21 protein-coding genes are annotated in these 26,058 nt (G+C 44.9%); 8 read left to right on the forward strand and 13 right to left on the reverse strand.

Features of this window, described 5'->3' with window-relative positions; all coding sequences use genetic code 11:
* Positions 1–160: 160 nt before the first annotated feature.
* The 4 genes from BCT34_RS11145 to dapD all read left to right on the forward strand — a co-directional run bounded on the left by BCT34_RS11145 (position 161) and on the right by dapD (position 3,996).
* Positions 161–853: an iron-sulfur cluster assembly scaffold protein gene (locus BCT34_RS11145; protein ID WP_076654648.1), complete on the forward strand. Its 693-nt coding sequence runs from the start codon at positions 161–163 to the stop codon at positions 851–853.
* Between the two features lie 24 nt (positions 854–877).
* Positions 878–1,867, forward strand: coding sequence for a GGGtGRT protein (locus BCT34_RS11150; RefSeq protein WP_076654649.1), 990 nt, complete (start codon positions 878–880; stop codon positions 1,865–1,867).
* Between the two features lie 199 nt (positions 1,868–2,066).
* A complete protein-coding gene (locus tag BCT34_RS11155; RefSeq protein ID WP_004737591.1) occupies positions 2,067–2,708 on the forward strand; it encodes a MarC family protein in 642 nt (213 codons plus the stop codon).
* Positions 2,709–2,964: 256 nt separating this feature from the next.
* Positions 2,965–3,996 (forward strand): 2,3,4,5-tetrahydropyridine-2,6-dicarboxylate N-succinyltransferase, encoded by a 1,032-nt coding sequence (gene dapD / locus BCT34_RS11160; protein WP_076654650.1) that lies wholly within the window; start codon positions 2,965–2,967, stop codon positions 3,994–3,996.
* Between the two features lie 83 nt (positions 3,997–4,079).
* Here the strand turns inward: dapD and BCT34_RS11165 are convergent, their stop codons facing one another.
* Together BCT34_RS11165 and purL are read right to left on the reverse strand one after the other, a co-directional pair.
* Entirely contained in the window at positions 4,080–4,613 is a 534-nt protein-coding gene (locus BCT34_RS11165) for a DUF3332 domain-containing protein (RefSeq protein WP_008223831.1), read from the reverse strand.
* 263 nt (positions 4,614–4,876) lie between these two features.
* Complete coding sequence (purL, locus tag BCT34_RS11170) at positions 4,877–8,791, reverse strand: phosphoribosylformylglycinamidine synthase (RefSeq protein ID WP_076654651.1); 3,915 nt, start codon at positions 8,789–8,791, stop codon at positions 4,877–4,879.
* Positions 8,792–9,120: 329 nt separating this feature from the next.
* On the opposite strand from purL, the gene mltF reads away from it, so the two are divergent.
* Entirely contained in the window at positions 9,121–10,689 is a 1,569-nt protein-coding gene (gene mltF, locus BCT34_RS11175; protein WP_076654652.1) for a membrane-bound lytic murein transglycosylase MltF, read from the forward strand.
* Between the two features lie 301 nt (positions 10,690–10,990).
* Complete coding sequence (locus BCT34_RS24740; protein ID WP_017059878.1) at positions 10,991–11,122, forward strand: hypothetical protein; 132 nt, start codon at positions 10,991–10,993, stop codon at positions 11,120–11,122.
* 61 nt (positions 11,123–11,183) lie between these two features.
* On the opposite strand, the gene tadA is transcribed toward BCT34_RS24740, so the two are convergent.
* The 7 genes from tadA to BCT34_RS11210 all read right to left on the reverse strand — a co-directional run bounded on the left by tadA (position 11,184) and on the right by BCT34_RS11210 (position 18,086).
* Positions 11,184–11,735, reverse strand: a complete 552-nt coding sequence (tadA, locus tag BCT34_RS11180; protein ID WP_076654653.1) for a tRNA adenosine(34) deaminase TadA — start codon at positions 11,733–11,735, stop codon at positions 11,184–11,186.
* A 139-nt stretch (positions 11,736–11,874) separates the two neighbouring features.
* The gene (locus BCT34_RS11185; RefSeq protein ID WP_076654654.1) at positions 11,875–13,164 is read right to left on the reverse strand and encodes a hemolysin family protein; all 1,290 of its coding nucleotides are present in this window, start codon (positions 13,162–13,164) and stop codon (positions 11,875–11,877) included.
* A gap of 201 nt (positions 13,165–13,365) precedes the next feature.
* Positions 13,366–14,928, reverse strand: a complete 1,563-nt coding sequence (locus BCT34_RS11190) for an AbgT family transporter (protein WP_076654655.1) — start codon at positions 14,926–14,928, stop codon at positions 13,366–13,368.
* Positions 14,929–15,226: 298 nt separating this feature from the next.
* Entirely contained in the window at positions 15,227–15,676 is a 450-nt protein-coding gene (locus tag BCT34_RS11195; protein WP_076654656.1) for a prepilin-type N-terminal cleavage/methylation domain-containing protein, read from the reverse strand.
* Positions 15,666–16,970, reverse strand: a complete 1,305-nt coding sequence (locus BCT34_RS11200; RefSeq protein WP_076654657.1) for a hypothetical protein — start codon at positions 16,968–16,970, stop codon at positions 15,666–15,668. The genes BCT34_RS11195 and BCT34_RS11200 overlap by 11 nt, the downstream gene beginning before the upstream one ends.
* Positions 16,967–17,599, reverse strand: coding sequence for a pilus assembly protein PilW (locus tag BCT34_RS11205; RefSeq protein WP_076654658.1), 633 nt, complete (start codon positions 17,597–17,599; stop codon positions 16,967–16,969). The genes BCT34_RS11200 and BCT34_RS11205 overlap by 4 nt, the downstream gene beginning before the upstream one ends.
* Positions 17,580–18,086 (reverse strand): GspH/FimT family pseudopilin, encoded by a 507-nt coding sequence (locus BCT34_RS11210; protein WP_102305855.1) that lies wholly within the window; start codon positions 18,084–18,086, stop codon positions 17,580–17,582. The genes BCT34_RS11205 and BCT34_RS11210 overlap by 20 nt, the downstream gene beginning before the upstream one ends.
* A gap of 102 nt (positions 18,087–18,188) precedes the next feature.
* Between BCT34_RS11210 and BCT34_RS11215 the strand changes: the two genes are divergently transcribed.
* Entirely contained in the window at positions 18,189–18,620 is a 432-nt protein-coding gene (locus BCT34_RS11215) for a type IV pilin protein (protein ID WP_076654660.1), read from the forward strand.
* A 168-nt stretch (positions 18,621–18,788) separates the two neighbouring features.
* Here the strand turns inward: BCT34_RS11215 and dnaJ are convergent, their stop codons facing one another.
* From dnaJ to grpE, 4 genes are all read right to left on the reverse strand, one after another.
* Complete coding sequence (gene dnaJ, locus BCT34_RS11220; RefSeq protein ID WP_076654661.1) at positions 18,789–19,937, reverse strand: molecular chaperone DnaJ; 1,149 nt, start codon at positions 19,935–19,937, stop codon at positions 18,789–18,791.
* Between the two features lie 284 nt (positions 19,938–20,221).
* Complete coding sequence (gene dnaK, locus BCT34_RS11225; protein ID WP_076654662.1) at positions 20,222–22,135, reverse strand: molecular chaperone DnaK; 1,914 nt, start codon at positions 22,133–22,135, stop codon at positions 20,222–20,224.
* A gap of 470 nt (positions 22,136–22,605) precedes the next feature.
* Positions 22,606–23,880 carry a dicarboxylate/amino acid:cation symporter gene (locus BCT34_RS11230; RefSeq protein ID WP_019823920.1) on the reverse strand — a complete coding sequence of 425 codons (1,275 nt, stop codon included), beginning with the start codon at positions 23,878–23,880 and terminating at the stop codon, positions 22,606–22,608.
* Between the two features lie 388 nt (positions 23,881–24,268).
* Positions 24,269–24,850 (reverse strand): nucleotide exchange factor GrpE, encoded by a 582-nt coding sequence (gene grpE, locus BCT34_RS11235; RefSeq protein WP_076654663.1) that lies wholly within the window; start codon positions 24,848–24,850, stop codon positions 24,269–24,271.
* 143 nt (positions 24,851–24,993) lie between these two features.
* On the opposite strand from grpE, the gene nadK reads away from it, so the two are divergent.
* Positions 24,994–25,878, forward strand: coding sequence for an NAD(+) kinase (gene nadK, locus BCT34_RS11240; RefSeq protein ID WP_076654664.1), 885 nt, complete (start codon positions 24,994–24,996; stop codon positions 25,876–25,878).
* Positions 25,879–26,058 lie beyond the last annotated feature (180 nt).

Here is a 26,058-nt window from a genome sequence, read left to right on the forward strand (position 1 = left end):
CCTCCATTTTGAAATGGGCTGAGTCTATTAAGACCAAGTTCCATCGCTCCTTTGGATTATCGATACTCAAGATCTGTAGTGAATTAGCCGCACCTCTTCCAACACGTCCTGTTTTCTCAATGCCCTAGGTCTCCAATGACTCTAATAGTGAGAAAACATTATGCACTACTCTTCAGAAATTCAATCAATGTGCCCTATTCAAAGGGGTGATCTTCATAATTCAGCACCAATTCCTGTTGAAGGCGCAATGGTCAGTCCAAAAGATGTTATCGCTATCTCTGGCTTAAGCCACGGTGTTGGCACTTGTGCACCACAACAAGGCGCTGCAAAACTAACTCTTAACGTGAAAAGCGGCATCATCGAAGAAGCACTCATTGAAACCATCGGTTGTTCTGGCATGACTCAATCTGCCGCGATGGCCGCTGAGATCCTCACCGGAAAAACCATTCTTGAAGCGCTCAATACAGACTTAGTGTGTGACGCGATTAACGTCGCGATGCGCGAAATCTTCCTGCAGTTTGTTTACGGTCGAACTCAGTCTGCTTTCTCTGAAGGTGGCCTAGAGATCGGCGCTGCATTAGAAGATTTAGGTCAAACACAGCGCAGCCAAGTGGGTACCAGTTACTCAACAGCAGCAAAAGGCGTTCGTTACCTAGAGCTTGCAGAAGGTTACGTAACCAAGCTTGCACTTGATGATCACAGCGAAGTGATTGGCTACGAATATCTCAACCTCGGCAAAATGATGAAGGCGATTAACCAAGGCGTGCCAGCGAATGAAGCGGCTGATCTTGCGACAGGGACTTATGGTCGCTTCGACGAAGCCGTGACCACCATTAACCCACGCCAACAATAATTTTTGCCAATTAAGAGGAAAGGTATGATGAACACTCAATTTAATGAATCAGTAACTCGCGTATTGGCAGAAATGAACTTCGACTCTTTAGAGCAAGCTAACCAATACTGTCTATCACACAATGTCGATCCAAAAGCGCAGGTAATGGACACTCAACCTATCGCTTTTGAAAGCGCTGCCGATGCTTATATTCTTGGTTCAGCACTGGCACTATTTCGTAAAGCAACCAACGCAGAACAAGCAGCTAATATTATTGGCGAAGGCCTTCAAGCATTCACCAAACCCGGTAGTGTTGCAGAGCAACGTCAAGTAGGTATTGGTCATGGCGCATTGGCCGCTCGCCTTCTAAATGAAGAGAGTCACTGTTTTGCTTTTCTTGCAGGTCACGAGTCTTTTGCTGCGGCAGAAGGCGCGATCAAGATTGCACTGAACGTGAACAAATCTCGCAAAACACCATTGAAAGTTATTTTAAATGGTTTAGGTAAAGATGCGGCTTACTTAATCTCTCGCATCAATGGCTTCACCTACGTACGCACTCAATACGATTACCAAACCGGTGAGCTCGTTGAAACAGAACGTCGTCGTTTCTCACAAGGACCTCGCGGAGAGATCTTGTGTTACGGAGCCGATGATGTACGTGAAGGCGTAGCGATCATGCACAGAGAAGAAGTCGATGTAAGTATTACGGGTAACTCAACCAATCCAACACGCTTCCAACACCCTGTTGCAGGGATCTACAAAGCCGAACGTACTCGTCAAGGTTTGCCTTACTTCTCAGTAGCTTCAGGCGGCGGTACAGGTCGAACTTTACACCCAGATAACGTGGCAGCAGGACCAGCATCTTACGGCATGACAGACACCATGGGTAGAATGCACGCAGACGCTCAGTTTGCTGGTAGCTCTTCTGTTCCTGCTCATGTAGCCATGATGGGCTTCATCGGTATGGGCAACAACCCAATGGTAGGTGCGACGGTTGCATTGGCTGTGGCAGTGAGTGAATCTCAAAACGCATAACAATAGAAGTGGTTGTCAGCTCCGAGCTGCCAAGATCGGAGTGTTGATTGAAAAACGACAATAACGAGCAACCAAAACTCTACTCCTATCACTAAAACTACACAGCCAGCCTTATGCTGGCTGTTTTTTATTCATACTTGCTCTAGTATTTATTCTTATTCAATGTTTGTATTTAACTGCATCTTTTCAAAGGAATAATATGAAAGAGCTCATCATTCATACCATTACCGTGTTCATGGGCTTTTTTGCCATCATGAACCCTATTGCCAATACTCCTATATTTCTGGGATTAACCGGTGACAATGATAGGGAAACAGTCAAATCAATTGCCTTCCGTTCAGTGTTTATCGCATTTATCATCGTCAGCACGTTTGCCATTTCTGGCAAGCTGATCTTCGACCTGTTTGGCATCACACTTTACGCATTGCGCATTACTGGTGGCATTCTGGTCTTCTTGATTGGCTTCCACATGCTACAAGGTGAATCGACACACTCGAAAGCAAAAGAGAAGGTCAACTCAGATGCCCAACAAGACGCGGCGCTAAGTATCGCTGTTTCACCACTGGCAATGCCAATACTGGCCGGCCCGGGCACCATTGCCACCGCGATGAACTTTGCTAGTACCGAAGGCATCTATGAAACCGTCATCACCATCATCGCTTTCGGCCTATTGTGCACCTTAACCTACGTATTGTTTGTGTTTGGCGAACGCTTCGTGAAAGCCGTAGGACCAAGCGCACTAAACGTGATTACTCGAATGATGGGTTTGATACTCGCAGTTATCGGTATGCAGATGCTGATTGAAGGGATTGAACAAGCGCATAAGGCACTGTTTGTTTGAATGCTCATTCAAAAGGAAATATGACTCATATATCTGCCAATTTGTATTGTTCTGTAATGTTTTCTCATTGCAGAAAAACATCTCTAGAAAGACAAGCAATATCATTTTACAGACTTTATCCCGATACGCCCTTTCATAACGAGGGCGCTCTCTTTATGATGAGTGCAATTAAATTAACTTTGCTAACGCCAGCACTCATTACTTGAGCTGCTGTTATGAAATAGCAAAATCAAGACTCAACACATGGAGATTCAACATGGCTTTCTTTTCACTAGCCTTCGGTACGGCAACCAAAAACCGCGACAATAAAATTATTGAAGCGTTCTTCCCTAACCCACTTCTAAATCCAAGCGACGCTCTTGTAGCGGCTGTTGGTGAAGTTGCAGGTTACACTGAAGGCAACCAAGCTATCGAAATCTCTGCTGCACAAAGCGCAGAACTAGCAAAAGCATTCGCAGTAAATGATGATGCTGTTAATGCATCTTTCGCAGAAAAAGCAGCAGCATCTGAACAGCCACTTGTTCTTGTTGTTCTTGCAGTTGACGAGAAGCCAGCATCAGTTGCTGAAGGCTTCCTAAAACTGCAACTTATCTCTAACCGCCTAGTTCAACCACACGGTACGGTACTAGACGGCATCTTCGGTCTACTGCACAACATCGCATGGACAAACGAAGGCCCAATCGACCTTCCTGAACTGGCTGAGCGTCAAATCGAAGCTCGCCTTGCTGGTCGCGCTCTATCTGTAGATTGCGTAGACAAGTTCCCTAAAATGGTGGATTACGTGGTACCAACAGGTATTCGTATTGCTGATACTTCTCGTGTTCGTCTTGGCGCACATGTAGGCGAAGGCACAACAGTAATGCACGAAGGTTTCATCAACTTCAATGCAGGTACAACTGGCGTAAGTATGGTTGAAGGTCGTATCTCTGCAGGTGTTGTGGTTGGTAACGGTTCAGACATCGGCGGTGGCGCTTCTATCATGGGTACTCTGTCTGGTGGCGGTACTATGGTTATCTCTATCGGCGAAAACTGCCTACTAGGCGCAAACGCTGGTCTTGGCTTCCCAATGGGCGACCGTTGTACGGTTGAATCTGGTCTTTACGTGACTGCGGGTACTAAGGTTCGCATGCTAGATAAAGAAGGCAACGAAGTGGAAATCATTAAAGCTCGCGATCTAGCTGGCGTTTCTGATCTTCTGTTCCGTCGTAACTCAATCACTGGCCAAATTGAATGTCTTGCGAACAAGTCAGCTGTTGAACTGAACAGCGAGCTACACAGCAACAACTAATCTAAGCGCTAAATGCTAAAAAATACGAAGCCGTTGGGGTTAAATCCAACGGCTTTTCTTTTATTGGTGTCAAACTGAAAGGGCTACGCTTTCTCTGCTGCTAGCTGCTCAAGTGCTTGAATAGAGGTTTCTGACACAAGCGTACCATCCATGTAGTAGCTGACCTTGTCGCCATCACGAACACCCGTCAGAACAGCTTTCTGGCCATCGTTGTAAGTAATGTCCATGCGAATCGTGTTCTCATCGATCTGCTGCATCTCACCCCATTCAATCTGACGATTATTGAAGCCAAGTGGTGCTTCTTTCAATGAATCGTCTAGGCTATCGTTCACATCGATCATGGTGTCAACTTTGCTATCAAAAATGTGAGGCGCGCCTGTTAGGGGGTTTTTACCCGCCCAGAATTCGATTGAGTTAAAGACAATGTAATCGGCTGCGGTGGTTAACGCGTAAACAGGAGCGAGTAAGAAGTTGACGCCCGCACGAGCGTAACGGTTATCTACCACCTCAACGTTGAACTTCATTAATTTCCCAGTAACCGCGTTACTACCGACACACCCAGCTAACGACATGACAATCGCTGCCACTGCAACGGCTTTTGTAATTGTTGTTTTCATAGATCCCTCTTATGCCACGATGATTAATTCAGTTTTTGCATAGCCGAACGAAACTTCCTTGCTCGAGAGCAAGAATTATTCGCCTAACAAATTGATTCCATAACATTTAGCGTAGTGGAGATTTTTAGAACAGCAAACTGCAAACTTCTATTTTTTCGTCTTGGTTCCTAAATTTTGACAAATAAAAAAGCGCAGACCTTTCGACCTGCGCTTTTGATTTTTGCTTAACCTAGCCTAGATTAATACGTCATGTAAAAAGGTGATTAACCCATATTCTTACGAGCATTTTGGAACATACGCATCCAAGCACCATTCTCGCCCCAACCTTCTGGAGACCAAGAGTTAGCAACTGTGCGGAATACACGCTCTGGGTGAGGCATCATGATAGTCACGCGGCCATCCGTCGTTGTTAAACCTGTGATAGCGTTTGGCGAACCGTTCGGGTTGTTCGGGTATTGCTGCGTTTGGTTACCGTTGTTATCAACGTAACGTAGGGCAACTGTACCTGAGTTTTCAATCGCGTTTAGGTGATCGTTGTCACGTACTTCTACGCGGCCTTCACCGTGAGAAACTGCGATTGGCATACGAGAACCTTCCATGCCGTTGAAGAATACAGAGTCTGACTTCTGAACTTCAACCAGGCTGAAACGTGCTTCAAAGCGCTCAGATTCGTTGCGAACGAAACGTGGCCAGTACTCAGCACCCGGGATAAGTTCACGTAAGTTAGACAGCATCTGACAACCGTTACACACACCTAGAGAGAAGGTATCTTCACGCTTGAAGAAGTTTTCAAACTGGTCACGAGTCGAGTCGTTAAACAGAACCGACTTAGCCCAACCTTCACCAGCACCTAGTACGTCACCGTAAGAGAAGCCACCACATGCTACAAGGCCGTTGTACTCTTCTAGAACCGCTTGACCCGTTAGGATATCGCTCATGTGAATATCTGTTGCTTCGAAGCCTGCACGGTCGAATGCTGCTGCCATTTCAACGTGAGAGTTAACACCCTGCTCACGTAGGATCGCCATCTTAGGCTTAGCGCCTTTGTTGATGTAAGGAGCGGCAACGTCTTCGTTTACGTCAAAGCTTAGCTTCACGTTCAGACCTGGGTCTGAGTTGTCTTTCTTCGCTTCGTGCTCTTGGTCTGCACATACTGGGTTATCACGTAGACCTTGCATCTTATGCGTTGTCTCAGCCCAGATAGTACGTAGTTCAGTACGGTTACGCTCGATAACAACAGATTCACCAGACTTAATCACTAGCTCATCAGACGCTTCAACTGAACCAATAACGTGTGAACATGCTTCTAGGCCATTTGCTGTAAGCGTAGAAAGAACCGCGTCTAGGTCATCGTTACGAACTTGGATGACTGCACCTAGCTCTTCGTTGAATAGTGCTGCTAGAGCATCTTCGCTGTTCTCTGATGCAGATAAAAGCGCAGCAATATCAGCATTAACACCACAGTGACCTGCGAATGCCATTTCAGCTAGAGTAACGAATAGACCACCATCGCCTTTATCGTGGTAAGCCACAACTTGGTCGTTAGCAACCAGTGCTTGAACGCCTTCGTAGAAGCCTTTTAACTGTGCTGCGTTGTCTACGTCTGCGGGCTTATCACCAAGCTGCTTGTAAACTTGCGCTAGTGCCGTTGCACCTAGACGGTTTTTGCCGTTACCTAGGTCGATAAGTACTAGGCTTGAAGCGCCCTTATCTGTACGTAGTTGAGGGGTAATCGTCTTACGAACATCTTCAACACGAGCAAATGCAGTGATAACAAGAGATAGCGGAGAAGTTACTTCTTTCTGCTCGCCGTTCTCTTCCCACTTAGTCTTCATCGACATAGAGTCTTTACCCACTGGGATAGTAAGACCTAGAGCTGGGCATAGCTCTTCACCAACCGCTTTCACCGCTTCGTAAAGACCTGCATCTTCACCAGGGTGACCCGCTGGAGACATCCAGTTAGCCGACAATTTAATGTGTTTGATATCGCCGATGTTGGTCGCAGCGATGTTTGTGATTGCTTCACCAACCGCTAGACGAGCCGATGCGCCAAAGTCTAGTAGTGCCACTGGCGTACGCTCACCAAGAGACATTGCTTCACCGTGGTAAGAGTCGTAACTAGCTGCAGTTACAGCACAGTTAGCAACAGGAACCTGCCATGGGCCAACCATTTGGTCACGAGCAACAAGGCCAGTTACCGAGCGGTCACCGATAGTGATAAGGAATGTTTTCTCTGCAACAGTAGGTAGACGAAGAACACGGTCAACCGCTTCGTTCATCTCGATACCAGAACGGTCAATCGCAGGGTTGTTTGCTTTTAGCGTTTTCGCATCACGGTGCATCTTAGGTGTTTTACCTAATAGGATGTCCATTGGCATATCAATTGGCGTGTTGTCGAAGTGTGAATCTTCTAGTTTAAGTTCACGCTCTTCCGTTGCTTTACCAACCACTGCGTACGGTGCACGCTCACGCTTACAAATAGCGTCGAACGTTGCCATGTCTTTATCAGCAACCGCCATTACGTAACGCTCTTGAGATTCGTTACACCAGATCTCAAGAGGGCTCATGCCCGGCTCATCGTTTGGTACGTCACGTAGGTTGAAGATACCACCACGCTCGCCATCGTCTACTAGCTCAGGAAGTGCATTTGAGATACCGCCAGCGCCCACATCGTGGATGAAGGCGATTGGGTTCGCATCACCTAGCTGCCAACAACGGTCGATAACTTCCTGACAACGACGTTCCATCTCTGGGTTTTCACGTTGTACCGAAGCGAAATCGAGGTCTTCAGAAGAAGAGCCAGAATCCATTGAAGATGCCGCACCGCCACCAAGGCCAATGTTCATAGCAGGACCGCCAAGAACGATTAGGCTTGCACCTACTGGGATCTCTTTCTTCTGAACGTGCTCATCACGGATGTTACCAAGACCACCAGCTAGCATGATTGGCTTGTGGTAACCACGTACTTCTTCACCTGCGTGAGAGTTTACTTTCTCTTCGTAAGTACGGAAGTAACCTAGCAGGTTTGGACGACCAAATTCGTTGTTGAATGCAGCGCCACCAAGAGGGCCTTCAAGCATGATGTCCAATGCAGTAACAATGCGGCTTGGCTTGCCGAAGTCAGTTTCCCAAGGTTGAACAAAGTTCGGGATCTTAAGGTTGGATACAGAGAACGCCACTAAGCCTGCTTTCGGCTTACCACCAATACCTGTAGCGCCTTCATCACGGATCTCACCGCCTGAACCTGTAGATGCGCCCGGCCAAGGAGAGATTGCCGTTGGGTGGTTGTGCGTTTCAACTTTCATCAAGATGTGTGTTTTTTCTTGGTGATAGTTGTACTGACGAGTTTTTGGATCTGGGAAGAAACGACCTACTTCAGAACCTGTCATCACTGCTGCATTATCTTTGTATGCAGAAAGTACGTTATCAGGAGTAACTTCAAACGTATTTTTGATCATTTTAAACAGTGACTTTTCTTGCTTAACGCCATCGATAGTCCAATCAGCGTTAAAGATCTTGTGACGACAGTGCTCTGAGTTCGCTTGTGCAAACATCATTAGCTCGATGTCAGTCGGGTTACGACCTAGCTTCTCAGTAAAACTTTCAAGAAGGTAATCAATCTCATCTTCTGCAAGTGCTAGACCTAGGGTAACGTTTGCTTCTTCAAGCGCTTTACGTCCACCAGTTAATAGGTCAACTTCCGCATAAGGAGCAGGCTCAGCAACTCTAAATAGTGCAGCCGCTGATTCGAAGTCACTGAAAACCACTTCCATCATACGGTCGTGTAGGATTGCTTTCAGCTCAACAAGTTGAAGCTCAGAAAGTTCAGCAGAGGTTTCTATGTAGAAAGCAGTACCGCGCTCTAGACGTGACACTTTAGCCAGTCCGCAGTTGTGTGCGATATCTGTTGATTTTGAAGACCAAGGCGAGATAGTGCCCGGGCGTGGCGTTGCAAGCAGCAGTAAACCTTCAGGTTCATGCTCTTCAATCGTTGGACCGTAAGTCAGTAGCTTCTCTAGCTTCTCAACTTCAGACTCATCTAGGTCTGCCGTTAGATCAGCAAAGTGGGCAAACTCAGCGTAAATACCTGTTACAGGCAAGCTTAATTCACGACAAAGCTCTAAAAGCTTGTTAACACGAAACTCAGATAGAGCTGGGGAGCCACGCAAAATTCTCATGTGCTTACGTCTCTTATGCAGTTGATTAAGGTAGTATTGGAATAAATTCAGTGGGTTACAGGAACAACCTAACTGTTTTCTTCGAAGCTATTCCCGAAGGTTGCCAAACCTATGCCGATTCCACCTCTTCAATGCGAGCGCATTATAAAGCATTTCTTTTTGTGACGTAACACCAAAAGCAACCGTTTGCGTGATTTTTTTTATCTTTCTGCGTAAATGGTACTTTTGCTGCATTTATCACCACTTTTACAACTGTTTAATTAAACCTACTTTGCCAGCCTTGCGGGGTTTGGTATAAAGGAGCTTCCACTTTTCGAGATTTCATTTTGATGCCTAAATTTACGCTCATCTTTTCGTCTAAATTCATTCTGCTCGTTATCGCTCTAGTTGGGCTAGCGGGATGCCAGATAGAATCTGAACCTAAAAGTGTCCTTGAGCAGATACGAGATCGTGGCGTTCTTCGTGTCGGCACCCTCAATAACCAACTCTCTTATTACATCGGCCCTGATGGCCCTGCAGGCTTAGATTACGAATTGGCTCGTGAGTTTGCGCAGGAGCTTGGTGTAAAGCTTGAGGTTAAGCCCGCTTACCGTTTGTCTGGCTTATTCCCAGCCCTGCAGAAAGGCGAAATCGACCTTATCGCGACCGGTTTAACGCAAAACAACAAACTGACACGCGCTTATCGCGCCGCGCCTGCTTATTACTATGTGAGCCAACAAGTCGTATATAAAAAAGGCCAATGGCGACCAAGAAATCTTGAACAACTGATCAAGTTTGAGAATGAGCGTCAGGCTGAGTTCGTAAAAGCACAAGCTGAATCAGAAGATGCGGTATCTAGCGAGACACTGACGCCATCTTTGGTGGTGGTCAAAGACTCACACTTTGAACCAACACTAAAACAGCTACAAAAAACACACGATGACTTCATCTACGACGCAGTCGGCAATGCAGACATCAATGACCTGCTAAAAGAGGTATCGACTGGCGAACGCTTATTCACTGTGGCGGACTCGATAGAGTTATCACTCGCACAACGTTTATACCCAGACGTAGCTTTGGCTTTTGAACTGACAGAAGACCAACCGATCTCTTGGTATTTGCAGAAGTCTGAAGATGAAAGCCTGTATGCTTTGTTGATTGAGTTCTTCGGTAATCTAAAACAATCTGGTGAACTGGCTTCACTGGAAGAGAAATACATCGGACATATCGGTACCTTTGACTACGTTGATACTCGTGCCTTTATCCGTGCGCTAGACAGCAAGTTACCAAAATGGTCACCGCTATTTCAAAAGTACTCCCAAGAATTTGATTGGCGTTTGATTGCCGCTTTGGCATACCAAGAGTCACACTGGAACCCAGTTGCACGTTCACCAACAGGTGTGCGAGGCATGATGATGTTGACACTGCCAACTGCGAAGAGTGTTGGTGTAACCAACCGTCTCGACCCGAAACAATCTGTACAAGGCGGTGTTGAGTACCTGCGTCGCATCGTTAACCGAGTGCCAGATTCTATCACTCAGCACGAGAAGATCTGGTTTGCCCTAGCCTCATACAACGTAGGTTATGGACACATGATGGACGCTCGTCGCTTAACCAAAGCACAAGGTGGTGATCCTGATGCTTGGGGTGATGTGAAAGACCGATTACCTTTATTGAGACAGAAGAAATATTACAGCCAAACCCGTTACGGGTATGCACGTGGTGATGAAGCGAGAAATTACGTTGAAAACATTCGCCGTTATTACCAAAGCATTATTGGCCATGTAAATAAGCGTAATAAAGAACAAGAAGCGACTCTGGAAGATTTGGTCGTGATCCCACCTTTAGAAACCTCAGGTGCTGAATCAAGTATTAGCGCAGCTCAGTCGACAGTAAGCAGTTCTGAGCCTTCGCAGTAAAAACTAAAAGAGCAATGCCATTAAGCATTGCTCTTTTTTATTGTGCTTTTTACAACGGCACGTAAAAGAATAAGCTCGACAAAAAGCAGTGAAACTCGATGTGTCATATTGCAGTAACAATCGAACTTTATAACGACACACCATAATCGAAATACGCTCTGTTGCACTTCAGTGCTGAGTTTTAGCTAGAACTGCTCTTCTAGGTAAGCCAAGCGCGCGACAGGTCAAATAAACGAATAACACTATAATTAAATCGTTAGTCCAAACTAAAAAGTCAGACGACAAATAGGAAATCATTGAAATGATGAAGAAACTGAAATCGAAACGCCTTGATAAGACCGTTGCAGCAAACCGTCGTAAGCGTATGCTTTCAAATAACAAGAAGAAGATCATTTGGCGCAACCGTGCTTTCATGCAGATGATTGCTGAGTAAATATAATTACCAAGTAAGTTTGCTTGGCACTCTTGCGATTGAGAGTGCCGAAAGCAGGCTGCTATTTCTTATTACTGCTCTTCTGCTCTGCTTCTAAACGTTGCTCTTCCAACAGACGCTCTTGCTTTCGCTTCTCTTTTATCTCTTTTCTACGGCGCTTGAAAAACGCCTGTAACTGCTCGCGGCACTCTTCCTCTAATAAACCATGCTCAACATCGGCATAGTGGTATGAAGCTTGGCTTTCAAACAAATTCAATACTGTACCTGCAGCGCCAGCTTTTAAATCTGGAGCGCCAAATACAATGCGCTTGACTCGGCTATGTAACAAGGCTCCTGCACACATAGGGCACGGCTCTAGCGTGACGTATAAAGTGGTATCGAGTAAGCGATAATTTTTTAAGGTTTGGCCCGCTTTGCGCAGAGTTTCAATCTCTGCGTGTGCCGTAGCATCGTGGCTGCCAATCGAACGGTTCCACCCTTCAGAGACAATCTCCCCGTCTTTCACTAATACAGCCCCAACAGGAACCTCTCCCTCACTCTCTGCTTGCTTGGCTACTTCGATGGCGCGTCGCATGAAGATTTCATCTTGAGGGGTGAATTGATGGTCTGACAAAGGGGACTCCAAAAAGCAAACAGTAGAAACAAAAAAGGTATGCGGTGAAGCATACCTAATCTTAGTGATGATGAACAATAAAGAGATTATAGACAACAAGAGACAATGAACAATTGTCGCTTGCGAGTTGATCAATCTGTTAGCTATTTGCGTCTTCTATGTCATCGACTATTGGCTTCGCTTTGATGCTCACAATGCGATTATTCTCAACAGAGATAATTTCAAACTGCCACTGCTGGTATTGAACAACTTCGCCTGCATCCGGTAAACGTCCTATTAACCAAGTCACAAGGCCATTCAACGTTTGGAAACTCTCACTTTCACCCTCAAAATCCGACAGTTCTAAACGGTTTTTCAGTTCACTGATAGGAATCAATCCATCCACCAGCAAACCGTCCTCCACAGGCTCTGTCCAAAGATCGTTAGGGTTATTCGATAGCTCGCCAGCAATCGCCTCCAGAATATCGTAGTGAGTGACAAGGCCTTGAACATCGCCATACTCGTCGACAATGAATGCCATTTCAGTACCCGATTCTTTAAAGTAACCAAGCAGACGCAGAGCTTTCATCGATTCTGGAACATAGATCGGAGAGCGAGACAGCCCCATGATCACTTGAATGCTTAGATTGCCCGCCTGATTCAGCAAGGCTTTAGCTGACACCGTACCTACCACTTTATTGAGGTGATCTTGGCACAATGGAAACACACTGTGCTTTGATGAGCGCAGTTTCTTTAGTATCTGCTCTACCGGTTGCTCGACATCTAGAAAGTCGATGTCTCGACGCGGAGTCATCAGTGAGCTTACAAGGCGGTCATCAAGCTGCAAGATATTACGAATCATCTCTTGCTCACCACGCTCTATCACTCCCGATTCAGAGCCTTCTTTCACGAGAGCATGAATATCATCTTCAGTCACGCTATCTTCTTCACCGCCTCGCCCCATCAACTTCAGAATACCTTCCGTCGAGGCTGACAACGCAAACACAAACGGCGTCGCGATTTTAGATAACCAGAAGATTGGCAGCGCGACTAACACAGCAATGTTTTCAGCTTGAGACTGAGCAAAACGCTTTGGTACCAACTCACCGACAACAATGGCGAAATAAGTAATACCCACCACCACAACCGCAGTAGACAAGATGTTCGCTTGTGTTGGGTCTAATCCCCACAGTTCAAGTTGAACGGCCAATGGAGCAGATAGCGTCGCCTCACCAACAATACCGCTGAGCAGGCCGATTACCGTGATACCGATTTGGATTGTAGAGAGGAAGCGGGTTGGGTTTTCTTTGAGCTCAAGAGCAATCTGAGCGGAGCGATGTTTTTCGGCTAAGCGTTTCAGCCGACTATTTTTTGCTGCTACCAATGCAATCTCTGACATGGCAAACAGACCATTTAAAACAATTAACCCTACTAAAAGCAGAATCTTCATGTGATTTGGATTTCCTAAATTTACCGGCCAACAATTAGCCGTAATCCGGAGTATAAGCTGAGTACCTTAATCTTGGATATAAAAAAGTTTGGATATAAAAAGTTTTGGCGGTGAACACATAGGAAAAAATAGCGAAAAAAAGCCCGCACATTTCGGTGCGGGCTTAGCAATGAATAAAGATTAATTTTGCTTAGTTCAATCTTACATTGTGTAAGTGTAAGGTGCTTGGATACCTAGTGGGATACCAAGAGCCCAGTAAGCTAGCAAGAAGATAGACCAACCGATTAGCATAGCAATCGAGAATGGCATCATTAGAGAAGCTAGAGTACCGATACCTGTCGACTTAACGTAGCGTTGACAGTAAACAACAACCAGTGGGAAGAACACCATTAGTGGAGAGATGATGTTAGACACAGAATCACCTACACGGTAAGCCGCTTGAGATAGCTCAGGAGAGATACCTACAACCATTAACATTGGAACTAGGATTGGACCGATAAGTGCCCACTTAGCTGAAGCTGAACCTACAAGAAGGTTAACTGAAGCTGTTAGTAGAATCATACCAACAACCGTTGCTTCACCAGGAAGGTCCATCGCTTTCAAGCCTTCAGCACCGTAAAGTGCAAGCATAGTACCGATGTTTGATTGACCGAATGCAGATAGGAACTGTGCACAGAAGAACGACATTACAATGTATGCGCCCATCGTAGCCATTGTCTCTGACATTGCTTTGATTACGTCATTGCTGTTCTTGAAAGTACCCGCTACACGGCCGTAGACGATACCTGGAATGATGAACAGGATGAAGATCAGAGGAACGATAGACTTCATTACTGGAGCAGAGAACGCTGTTAGCTCACCTTCAGGTGAACGAAGCGCTGAGTTTTCAGGAACTAGAGCCGCGATAAGCAGACCAATACCCGCAACCATTGCCCAACCAGCGTAACGGAATGCTTTAGATTCGATTGCTGTGAACGTACCCAGATCCGGAGCTTCTTCAGCGTCTTCATCAACTGGCGTATTAACAAGGCGAGGCTCGATAATTTTCTCAGTTACGTACCAACCGATTGCTACGATTAGAATTGAAGATAGACCAGTAAAGAAGATGTTTGCTAGAGGGTTAATCACGTATTCAGGGTCAAGAACGTTTGCCGCTGTTTGAGTGAAACCAGCTAGTAACGGGTCAATACCTGATGGGATGAAGTTCGCAGAGAAACCACCTGATACACCAGCAAACGCTGCTGCAATACCCGCTAGAGGGTGACGCCCCGCAGCGTGGAAGATGATACCGCCAAGAGGGATTACTAGAACGTAACCTGCATCTGCTGCTGTGTGAGACACGATAGCAACAAGAATTAGCATTGGCGTTAGTAGCTTAGCTGGCGTGAAGTTCAGCATCTTCTTAAGGCCAGTCGTAATGAAGCCTGAAGAATCAGCAACGCCAACGCCTAGCATAGCTACAAGTACGATGCCTAGAGGTGCGAAGCCTGTGAACGTGGTAACCATATTCGCTAGGAAGCTAGCAAGCGCTTCACCAGTTAGTAGGTTGTTTACTTCAAGAGCAGCACCCGTTTGAGGGTTGATTAGGTCGAATGAAAGATTCGATAAAAGTGCAGATGCTACCCATACAATAACTAGAGCCCAGAAGAACAGAATTGCTGGATCTGGAATTTTGTTGCCGGCGCGTTCAATGAAGTTTAGAAAGCGGTCCATACCACTGATCTTCTCAGTCGATGGTGCTTTTTTTACGGCTTGGTTACTCATTGTAACTCCATATGTGATGTTGTTTTGTTTAGGCCTAATATAAGTTTTGACCACGGCCTATTGGTACAGCACATATTCTATTAAAGTCGTTATTAAAAAGCACAAGATTCCATCGGAATTTCCATAAATGGAGACATATTTTGCAAAAATACCATACAACTACAACAATATAAAAACACAAAAAACACCATTCCATATACAGAGTTTTAACTAGCACGTAAACAATGTCCGAGGAGTGAAAACTACCAGCAAATAGAGTGGCACAAGCCTTGGCATGCAGTAAACGTTTGCTTGAGGGTCAATCAAACTCACTGTATTTGGATAACATAGTTTCTAGGTAAATGCTTTGCGCATAGTTCATACGATCTTGCCATGCAATTGTGACAGTAATATTTTTCAGAGCGCCAAACAAAGCGCCACTGGCATCGGTGACATCACAGGTCATCGCATACGCAGAGCCCGATAAACCGGACAAGGGAACTGGGCTTGCCATGTTGAGACAATGGTGCGCCTCACTTAGTTCAGAGAAAGGAATTAGCCCGACCGCCCCGCTGACGTTACTCGCTCGAGTTCGGTAATACTCCAATTGCCTTTCAGCAAAATGCAGAGCTTCTACGCTATGAAGCGCAAAATCCGATTTTTGTTCAGCATATACCTGCAATTTTACCAATCCTAGTGAGGCAACACCAATCAACAGAAAAGAGATAAGAACCTCTATCAAGCTAAAACCTGAGCTCTTAGAAATCATTCCATGATCCTCGTTTCCACTTCGCTTTCAAAGGAGCACTATGAGGGTTGTATTCACCGGTATAATCCAAATTGATTGAACCCTGAATTGTCGATAGTCCTCCAGTGGAATCAAAAAACATCCCGCCTTTCGGGAAAAAAGAAGCAAATCCAATATAAACTGAGTTGCTTTGTACTAAACTAGCGATAGGAATTGTATCTGGAACTTTAGCCCACAAACCACTCAGTAGGTCGGTATCAGTGTCGGGAGAGTTAGGGTTATCGAATACGCCCATATCATTTAAATGATAAAAAGACCCATCAAATACGCTCGCGTTACCGTTCGCAACGATGCCATCTTGAATCACCAGAGAGCGTGGAGTAATAACCCCTGGGACAGGTTCAACTACATTAATCGCAGGTGAATAAACGACGCAATCGCCTATAACCCATACCTTATTCTTCCCACTTGAAAAGGCATCATTAATGGCTTTGCTACACTTGTTTCCTTCATATTCACCATCAACCAAATCAATATGCTTAGGGGGAGATACTGTCCGATCAATAAGGTCTACAACATGATAATCAAGCTTAATTTGGTCAATATTCTCTGATGTTTTAGGGACTCCAAAGTAATTAGAGAACGTATCGATATTCGGATCAAATTTGAAGTCTGATTGAAAAGAGTTTGAAGGCAGTGCCCCAACAGAATCGATGGTTGCATCAATGCTAATATCAGTGGTTGGTTGGCAAGACTCAAAGGTAGGAAAAGGAGATGATTCTGGAGTAATGGTCTTTAAACGTCCCCCTCCCTTTTTCTTATAGATGACACTATCTAGAAATCGAACTGAGACACACTCGTTAATACCATCAACAGCGGTAAGAGCAATATCGGGATTAATGTCGATGTTGTGATCTGAAATAAATTCTAAACTCGAATTGGTTTGCATTACTCCTAATCCCGAAGCATCTTCAAAGCTAATCTCTTTGTTTAACGCTAAAGACTCTGAACGCGACACCAATATATTCGGTGTGAGGACTTCTGATTCCAACGTAACAACTTTCGATTGCTGACAATGATCCATTAAGTCATTGGGAATAGTAGTCAGGTCATTTTCGGCGATGTAAGTGAAACCACACTCTAAACCACCTTCTGCTAACCAATGGGCTTTACGCCCCTCGACCTCGTTTTGAGCGACTTTAATTTGATGGAAAACACTGCGATACGTGCCTAGCGTCACCACCAAAGCTCCAACTAAAAGAACCGATGTCACCAACAAGGTCACCACGCCGCGCTGCTTTCTAAATATCATCATTGCCAGTTCCTTTGTTTAACGGAAACCGAAACCGATTTGGAAATACCTGCGGTTGGAATTGAGGCTGTGATACTAATGTCAGTAAATGTGCTCTTGATAGAGTTCTGCTCTAATACTTGGGAATTAATGCTGAACTCATCAACATCAATGAGGTTGTCATCGAAAAGTGAGTAACATCCAGTAACCTCATGAAATGTAGGGATTGCCTCCGATACAATGGTGCCCTTCTCACATATTTGCAGTTTGGTTCCATTTTTTCTGTAAACGATATTTCGATGATCTTTACTTGCGCTTGAGCCCTCTCGGAAGTAAATAAAACCAATAGCAACACCACCGCTGACTTGAATGGTGTCCGTTGCACCAGATAACTTGATTGAATAACCGTTAGACCCATCATAGCCCGCTCGTTGGATATCTTCTTTCATGACCTGCATAGTGCTGGTTAGGTTTTGCAGCAGTAATAGTTCAATGCCCTTATCTTTAGCAATTCTCTGCCCGGTGATAAAAACACTCCCGATAATTGAAATAGCGAATACACCAATCACAGACGCCACCATTAACTCAATCAATGATGTGCCTCGTTGCTTACTAGGCGCTGCCATGATCGGCTTAACACGCATAATAGCCATACTGAGCGCTCGACTCGCCGCATACCTTAATTCGTCCTGGGGGGCTAGATAGCTTGATCAAAAGTCGATCGGTGGAAGCACCATTAGGGAATAGGTAAATTGCCCCCCTGGCAGGCCTTCCTCTTACACTCTCAAAGCTGATTCTTGCACCGGTGTAGTTATGAGAAAACGATACATCTCGAAATGGTTCACCCGACAACATCAGTAACGTTTCACCAGAAAGGTCTTCCGTTGGCTTTAAACGTATTGTCCACTCCCCGGTTGATTGCACCTCATTTTTATCCATAGAGAAATGTACCCACAGATCTTGATTCCTTTTAACCGATTCAGACTTGGCTTGAATGAGAAAACCATTTAACTCTCCTGCGAGTCGCTGCATCTTGACGGTTTCAGTAACCGAACTAAAACTCGGGGCAGCCGTCGCTATCAGTATCGACAAAACCGATACCGTTACTAACAGCTCTAATAAAGTAAACCCGCGAGTCATTTCCCAAATTCCTATGTAATTCAGTGCGTAACCATATTTAATCTTGCAGCGATGCTACCACCGGAGAAGAATGGACAGAGCAATGAAAGGAAACTACTCGCGATGATTCGAAGAAATATATGCAACAGCAACAACATAAGCATGAGAGGGATGACATTGATCGAGTTATTGCTCGCTGTCGCTATCGTAGGGATGCTTGGTGCCATTGCGTACCCAAGTTATACGAAGCATGTAATAAAGGCGCATCGAGTCACAGCGATGGCTGATATGACAAAGATACAATTGGAGATAGAAACACTATACACAGGGAACTATGCATCAGCTGCGGAGAGTATTATTTCAGGAGGGACATGTTTATTTTGTGATACCGATACTAGCCGGTACACGCTAGCAATCTCGGCAAGTAGCACCACCTATTCGATTCAGGCTGAACCACTTTCACCGCAAACGAACGATGACTGCTTAAGTTCAAACACCGATATTTTAGAATTGCACCACTCAGGTACTTCAGAACCTGAAGCATGTTGGAAGTAACAAGAGTAACCAACAAAGGGCTCTAGAATTGATATGAGAAATCTCAACTCTTTCTTCTCTGAGCTTCTTTTTCCGAAACTACAGACACAAAAAAACCTGCTACATGAGCAGGCTTTCTCTTATTATCAGCAACTTAAGGTATCGCAACCAAAAGTATCAACAACCTAATTACTTAGTTAGGTCATCGAAGAAGTTTTTAACGCCGCTGAAGAAGCCTTCAGATTTTGGCTTGTGCTTGCTTGCCGCTTCGCCACAACATGTTTCTTCGAATTCACGCAGTAGTTCTTTCTGACGAGAGCTTAGCTTAACTGGTGTTTCTACCACTAGCTTAACGATTAGGTCACCCACACCGCCGCCACGAACGCCTTTCACGCCTTTGCCACGCATACGGAACATACGACCAGTTTGTGTTTCTTCTGGCACTTTAAGATTTACACGACCATCCAGTGTTGGAACTTCAACTTCACCGCCTAGAGCAGCCATAGAGAAGCTTACTGGTACTTCGCAGTAAAGGTTGTTGCCGTCACGCTCAAAGATGTTGTGCTCTTTTACGTGTACTTGTACGTATAGGTCGCCAGCTGGAGCGCCTTGCTCTCCCGCTTCACCTTCGCCAGATAGACGAATACGATCGCCAGTATCAACACCAGCAGGGATCTTAACGTTAAGTGTTTTCGTCTTCTGCTTACGACCTTGACCATGACATGAGTTACATGGGTCTTTGATGATCTTGCCTTTACCGTTACAAGTAGGACAAGTCTGTTGAACCGCAAAGAAACCTTGGCGCATTTGTACTTGGCCGTGGCCATGACAAGTGCCACAAGTTTGTGCAGACGAACCCGCTTTCGCGCCGCTACCGTCACAAGTATCACACTCTACAAGTGTTGGAACTTCGATCTCTTTAGAAACACCACGAACCGCTTCTTCTAGCGTCAGTTCCATGTTGTAACGTAGGTCTGAACCGCGTTGTGCACGCTGTTGACCGCCACCACGACGACCGCCGCCGAAGATGTCGCCAAATACGTCACCAAAGATATCGCCGAAGTCACCTTGGCCACCGCCGCCGAAACCACCGCCGCCGCCCATGCCACCTTGTTCAAAGGCTGCGTGACCGTATTGGTCATAAGCTGCTTTCTTTTGAGAATCGGTTAGGATCTCGTACGCTACTTTTACTTCTTTAAACTTATCTGCTGCGGTGTCGTCACCCTGGTTACGGTCCGGGTGGAATTTCATCGCTAAGCGTTTGTACGCTTTTTTAATATCGCGCTCTGATGCATCGCGGCTTACGCCTAATACTTCGTAAAAATCACGTTTTGACATGTTCTAGGTCACCAAAATAATTGCTACTACCGAATGATCACTTCAGTAGTCTGTGTATCAATCTAGATAAAAGTTCTGCCGGCTGAAACGCCGAATAAAGCTATTATCTAGATCGACAAGTCTAAATACAAATTTACGGGCGTGAGAGTTACCTCTGACGCCCGTATTAATAAGTCTTCGAGACAAATTTCTAAGCAGATAGCTTGAGTTCTAGAAGGAAGCGCGGAGCCTACGCTAGTAGGTGAGCACTTCCGACAACGAAATCAGGCTACTCTGCGACGAAATTACTTTTTGTCGTCTTTAACTTCTTCAAACTCCGCGTCTACCACGTCGTCGTCTTGCTTAGGTTGTTCACCAGCATCAGCACCAGCTTGTTCAGCTTGAGCTTTCTGTTGAGCAATTTCCATTAGCTTTTGAGCTGCTTGCATAAGTTCTTGAACTTTAGCGTCGATAGCTTCTTTGTCGTTACCAGACTTAACTTCTTCTAGTGCCGTGATAGCTGCTTCGATCTTCTCTTTCTCGTCTGCAGGTAGAGCTTCACCAGCTTCTTCTACTTGCTTACGAGTACCGTGAATCATTTGGTCAGCTTGGTTACGTGCAGTTACTAGCTCTTCGAACTTTTTGTCCGCTTCTTTGTTAGCTTCTGCTTCTTGTACCATTGCTTCGATCTCTTCCTCAGACAGACCGCCTGATGCTTGGATAGTGATCTTCTGCTCTTTACCTGTCGCTTTATCTTTAGCAGATACGTTCAGGATACCATCAGCATCTAGGTCGAATGTTACTTCGATTTGTGGCATGCCACGTGGTGCTGGTTGGATACCTTCTAGGTTGAACTGACCAAGAGACTTGTTGTAAGTCGCTTGCTTACGCTCACCTTGAAGAACGTGGATAGTTACTGCGTTTTGGTTGTCTTCAGCTGTAGAGAACACTTGATCCGCTTTAGTAGGGATAGTTGTGTTTTTCTCGATAAGCTTAGTCATCACGCCGCCCATCGTTTCGATACCGAAAGATAGAGGAGTAACGTCTAGTAGTAGAACGTCTTTAACGTCACCAGCTAGTACACCACCTTGAACAGCAGCACCCATTGCAACAGCTTCGTCAGGGTTCACGTCTTTACGTGGCTCTTTACCGAAGAATTCAGTTACTTTAGCTTGAACCATAGGCATACGTGTTTGACCACCAACTAGGATAACGTCAGTGATTTCGCCTACAGATAGGTCAGCATCTGCAAGAGCAACTTTTAGTGGCTCAAGAGAACGTTGAACTAGGTCTTCAACTAGAGACTCAAGCTTCGCACGAGTCACTTTGATGTTCATGTGCTTAGGACCAGTCGCATCAGCAGTAACGTAAGGTAGGTTTACGTCAGTTTGAGTAGTAGAAGAAAGCTCGATTTTCGCTTTTTCTGCTGCTTCTTTAACACGCTGCATTGCTAGTGGATCAGCTTTAAGGTCGATACCTTGCTCTTTCTTGAACTCATCTACTAGGTAGTTGATCATGCGGTTATCGAAATCTTCACCACCAAGGTGAGTGTCACCGTTAGTTGAAAGAACTTCGAAAGTCTTCTCGCCTTCTACTTCATCGATTTCGATGATAGAGATATCGAATGTACCACCACCAAGGTCGTATACAGCGATAGTGCGATCACCACCTTGCTTGTCTAGGCCGTAAGCTAGAGCAGCAGCAGTTGGTTCGTTGATGATACGTTTAACATCTAGACCAGCGATACGGCCAGCATCTTTAGTTGCTTGACGTTGAGCATCGTTGAAGTAAGCAGGAACAGTAACAACTGCGCCAGTTACTTCTTCGCCTAGGAAGTCTTCAGCTGTTTTCTTCATTTTCTTAAGAACTTCAGCAGATACTTGAGGAGCAGCCATTTTTTGGCCTTGCGCTTCAACCCATGCATCACCGTTGTCAGCCTTAACAATGTTGAAAGGCATGATTTCGATATCGCGTTGAACTTCTTCATCTTCAAAACGACGACCGATTAGACGCTTGATAGCGAATAGTGTGTTTTGAGGGTTAGTAACAGCTTGACGTTTTGCAGGTTGACCAACTAGCGTTTCGCCTTCTGTGTATGCGATTACCGATGCTGTTGTACGCTCGCCTTCAGCATTTTCAATTACGCGTGGTTTGTCGCCGTCAAGAACAGCAACACAAGAGTTAGTAGTACCTAAATCAATACCAATGATTTTACCCATCAGGCCATCTCCGAATCTATATTATTTAGTTTTTGCTATACCCACATATGTGGGGGTGGGAATCAGGGATTCAACCCTAATACACAAAATTAAAGTGCAAATGTAATTTGCTTTCGTATGCACCATAGATAAGGGCTCACGAAGCCTTTTCAAGGGTGAAAAGGGATTTTTTTACATTTATTTTAATAAAAGGAATGATTAGGCACGAATACATATCATTACCGGCTATATAAGTCCCATAGCTGGGTTTATTCGCCCTCTATCACTCTTTCTTATAGCAAGATCCTGTTTCTGTCAGCTGACTATAGATGAGATGCTCCTCACACAACCATTCAGACTCCACTATCGTTTGTTGAGTAAAAATAGATAAGGTGACCTTCTCACCCAATAAAAAACGGAGCCACTTAGGCTCCGTTTATCTACTCAGGGTTTCAGCTCAGATTAAATCTATAGCGGAAAGAGTCTCTGAATTAAGCTTCTGCTTTTTGTAGCTCAGCTTCTTCGTTAGCTTCAACGCCAATTTCGTTTTCAGATTTAGCAACGATAGTGTTCACCGCTGTATCACCAACTACGTTTGAAGAAGTACAGAACATGTCACAGATACGGTCAACAGCAGCAACAATTGCTAGACCTTCTGGTGGTAAACCTAGTTGGTGCAATAGAACACCGACCATCACTACACCACCACCTGGAACACCACCAGCACCGATAGAAAGAAGCAGGATAGTTAGACCTAGAGTGAAGATATCAGCAGTGTTGATAGGCTGACCAAATGCGTTTGCTACGAACATAGTTGCCAGTGCGATGTAGATAGATACACCTGACATGTTCATTGTTGCACCTAGTGGTACACCGAAACCCGCTACTGATTTAGACACGTTTAGCTTGTCAGTAAGAGTGCGCATTGTTACTGGGATTGTAGCGTTCGAACTTGCTGTAGATAGTGAGAATAGAACTTGCTCACGAGTTGCACGTAGGAATTGCTTTGGAGAAATACCAGTGAATGAACCAACCATCATTGGGTAGAAGAAGAAAATCCAGAACACAAGCATTGCAACTACAAGCGCTACATAGCCAGCCACTGACATTAGCGTGTCTGCATCCAATGTTGCACCCAGTTGAATCATCAGAGCAAATACACCGTAAGGCGCCAGGCTCATTACTAGGCCGATAAGCTTCATCATGATTTCATTAGCCATCTTGAATGTCTTGATAGCAGGGCCACCACGAGAATCAAGCGCTTGAATAGCAAGACCTGTCAAAATTGCCATGAAGATGATTTGTAGCATATCACCGCTAGCAAACGCTTCTACAGGGTTGCTAGGAACGATGTTAACAACAAGAGAGAAGATATCTGGTGTTTCTGTTGTTGTAAGCGCAATTGTCTCAGAAACCGTACCCGCTAGGTTTGCACCTGCACCTGGTTGGAAAATAAGACCAATCGTTAGCGCAGCAGAGATCGCGATGATGGTGTTAATAATGTAAAGACCAAAGGTTTTACCACCAAGACGACCAAATGAGCGAATATCTTTTAGCTCAACAATACCGCAAACAATAGATACGTATACAAGAGGCACTACAAGCAACTTGATAAGTGATACGAACATACCACCAGCGCCTTCCGCAGCACCAAGTAGGTAAGTGTCAAAAATAGCGATTCCGCTGAATAGGTACTGAATAGCAGTACCAATAAGTAGGCCGGCAAACAAGCCTACAAAAATCTTACTTGAGAGCGATTTATCCATCGTTCTTCTCCAGTTTGTTGTGTTTGAAATTTGTACTTTTATAGTTGTATATGCGACTAAAATCGCTATATGGCAGTGGATTTTACATACAATGATAACAATTAAAAGTATTTATTTACAAAAACATCACAAATGTGACATCAAAACATTCACTCAATCACAACAAGTTTCATAACACAAAACTCTAAACAGCTGATCTGAATAAAATTAAAAGAACGACATTCTTAATGCGGTTTTGATGCTTATTTACGTGGATTCTCAAGTTATAGGCACAAAAAAAGAGAGGCATAGACCTCTCTTTTTGTTTTACGCAAACCAGTGATTTATTTTGTCGTGGCGACTGACTTAGTCAATGTACCAGTCAATCACTTGGCAACGTAATACGTAATTACTTAGCAACCATAACCATCGCAGGGCGAACCACACGACCGTTTAGTTCGTAGCCTTTTTGCATTACGAACATAACCGTGTTTGATTCATGATCTGGGCTTTCTTGGATAGACATCGCTTGATGGAATTCAGGGTTGAACACTTCACCTTCAGGATTGATCTCTTTAAGACCAAACTTAGCAACGGTATCTACGAACGTTTTGTGCGTTAGCTCAACACCTTCAAACAGTGGCTTAACCACTTCGTTTTCAGCATCTGCCGCTTGCATTGCACGCTCTAGGTTGTCGATTACAGGAAGTAGACCTTCAGCAAACTTGTTTAAAGCGAATTTACGCGCTTTATCAATTTCTTGCTCGCTACGGCGACGCATGTTTTCAACTTCAGCTTTTGCGCGAAGAACAGAATCTTGCTGCTCTTTCACTTTAGATTCGCTAGAAAGCAGTGCTGCTTCTAGTTGAGCGATTTTTGCTTCCTGCTCATCAGCAGCGTCTTCGTTCAGTTCAGCTTCTTCAACTTTCTCAGCTTCAGCAATGATCTGATCTAGCTCTTCTTCGGTTACTTTGTTTTCTTCGTTGCTCATGATATCTCCAGAATTCGTTTTCAATGCAAGTGACAGGCGTGTTTGCGCCCCAAATTGATATAAAACACTCGCATAGACGTTCAACTTGCCTTTATTATGGGGATGAAGAATTTTGATTCAAGCCTAATTCGTTTGGAAACGTTATGAAAAAGCCATTTGAAGTCATCGCCATTATCGGTAAACCTCGAGATCAGCAAGCAATTCAGACGCATAGAGAGATCTATCAGTGGTTAAGTGCTGAGGGATACCAAGTGTTTGTTGATGACAGACTCGCCACTATTTTAGACGACATCCCAAAAGAACATTTTTCTAGCCTGATTGAATTAGGTAAACGTGCCGATCTCGCCATTGTAGTCGGTGGTGATGGAAATATGCTCGGTGCTGCTAGAATTTTGTCACGTTTCGACATTTCAGTGATTGGTGTCAACCGAGGTAATCTTGGTTTCCTTACCGACCTCAACCCTGAAAACTTCCAGAGTGCGCTCACCGATGTACTCAAAGGCGAGTTCATGGAAGAAGAACGCTTCTTACTTGAAACGGAAATTCATCGTCACGGCCAAATAAAAAGCCACAACGCCGCACTCAACGAAGCAGTACTCCACCCCGGTCAAGTTGCGCACATGATCGAGTTCGAAGTGTATATCGATGACAGCTTTGCTTTCTCACAACGTTCTGATGGTTTGATTGTCTCAACTCCGACAGGTTCTACCGCGTATTCTCTTTCTGGTGGTGGTCCAATCCTATCATCAAGCCTAAATGCGATCTCATTAGTGCCAATGTTCCCACACACCCTTTCAAGTCGCCCACTTGTGGTAGATGGAAAGCGTCGTATCAAGCTAATCGTATCACCTGATAACCGCGGAACTCAGGAAGTAAGCTGCGATGGTCAAATCTCGCTGCCGGTTTCTCCTGGCGATGAGATCCACATTTACCAAAGCCCGAACGTGCTCAAGCTGATCCACCCTAAAGACTACAACTACTACCATGTCCTACGTAACAAACTAGGCTGGTCGAGTAAGCTGTTCTAAGTAAAAAAACGAATGACTTTGAAAGGCTGACGACGTTCGTCAGCCTTTTTTATTGCCACTAAGACGCCCACCAGCTCTACCTTCACACCTACCCCAGAGATCGTTACTCCCAAGAAGGACGAACAACTGAGTTAGGAATCTATAGCGGTTTCAGTGATCTACAGACAAGTTTAATTCTGA

This window comes from Vibrio sp. 10N.261.45.E2, assembly GCF_002875705.1.
In the GTDB taxonomy this organism is placed as follows: domain Bacteria; phylum Pseudomonadota; class Gammaproteobacteria; order Enterobacterales; family Vibrionaceae; genus Vibrio.

What these genes read in the sequence shown, in the direction of transcription:
- BCT34_RS11195 (WP_076654656.1), bottom strand. Translation starts at nt 15,676, where the DNA reads ATGATTTCTAAGAGCTCAGGTTTTAGCTTGATAGAGGTTCTTATCTCT.
- grpE (WP_076654663.1), bottom strand. Translation starts at nt 24,850, where the DNA reads ATGAGCAACGAAGAAAACAAAGTAACCGAAGAAGAGCTAGATCAGATC.
- BCT34_RS11230 (WP_019823920.1), bottom strand. Translation starts at nt 23,880, where the DNA reads ATGGATAAATCGCTCTCAAGTAAGATTTTTGTAGGCTTGTTTGCCGGC.
- dapD (WP_076654650.1), top strand. Translation starts at nt 2,965, where the DNA reads ATGGCTTTCTTTTCACTAGCCTTCGGTACGGCAACCAAAAACCGCGAC.
- BCT34_RS11210 (WP_102305855.1), bottom strand. Translation starts at nt 18,086, where the DNA reads ATGACTCGCGGGTTTACTTTATTAGAGCTGTTAGTAACGGTATCGGTT.
- BCT34_RS11155 (WP_004737591.1), top strand. Translation starts at nt 2,067, where the DNA reads ATGAAAGAGCTCATCATTCATACCATTACCGTGTTCATGGGCTTTTTT.
- mltF (WP_076654652.1), top strand. Translation starts at nt 9,121, where the DNA reads ATGCCTAAATTTACGCTCATCTTTTCGTCTAAATTCATTCTGCTCGTT.
- BCT34_RS11190 (WP_076654655.1), bottom strand. Translation starts at nt 14,928, where the DNA reads ATGAGTAACCAAGCCGTAAAAAAAGCACCATCGACTGAGAAGATCAGT.
- dnaJ (WP_076654661.1), bottom strand. Translation starts at nt 19,937, where the DNA reads ATGTCAAAACGTGATTTTTACGAAGTATTAGGCGTAAGCCGCGATGCA.
- BCT34_RS11165 (WP_008223831.1), bottom strand. Translation starts at nt 4,613, where the DNA reads ATGAAAACAACAATTACAAAAGCCGTTGCAGTGGCAGCGATTGTCATG.
- purL (WP_076654651.1), bottom strand. Translation starts at nt 8,791, where the DNA reads ATGAGAATTTTGCGTGGCTCCCCAGCTCTATCTGAGTTTCGTGTTAAC.
- BCT34_RS11145 (WP_076654648.1), top strand. Translation starts at nt 161, where the DNA reads ATGCACTACTCTTCAGAAATTCAATCAATGTGCCCTATTCAAAGGGGT.
- dnaK (WP_076654662.1), bottom strand. Translation starts at nt 22,135, where the DNA reads ATGGGTAAAATCATTGGTATTGATTTAGGTACTACTAACTCTTGTGTT.
- BCT34_RS11200 (WP_076654657.1), bottom strand. Translation starts at nt 16,970, where the DNA reads ATGATGATATTTAGAAAGCAGCGCGGCGTGGTGACCTTGTTGGTGACA.
- BCT34_RS11215 (WP_076654660.1), top strand. Translation starts at nt 18,189, where the DNA reads ATGATTCGAAGAAATATATGCAACAGCAACAACATAAGCATGAGAGGG.
- BCT34_RS11185 (WP_076654654.1), bottom strand. Translation starts at nt 13,164, where the DNA reads ATGAAGATTCTGCTTTTAGTAGGGTTAATTGTTTTAAATGGTCTGTTT.
- nadK (WP_076654664.1), top strand. Translation starts at nt 24,994, where the DNA reads ATGAAAAAGCCATTTGAAGTCATCGCCATTATCGGTAAACCTCGAGAT.
- BCT34_RS24740 (WP_017059878.1), top strand. Translation starts at nt 10,991, where the DNA reads ATGATGAAGAAACTGAAATCGAAACGCCTTGATAAGACCGTTGCAGCA.
- BCT34_RS11205 (WP_076654658.1), bottom strand. Translation starts at nt 17,599, where the DNA reads ATGGCTATTATGCGTGTTAAGCCGATCATGGCAGCGCCTAGTAAGCAA.
- BCT34_RS11150 (WP_076654649.1), top strand. Translation starts at nt 878, where the DNA reads ATGATGAACACTCAATTTAATGAATCAGTAACTCGCGTATTGGCAGAA.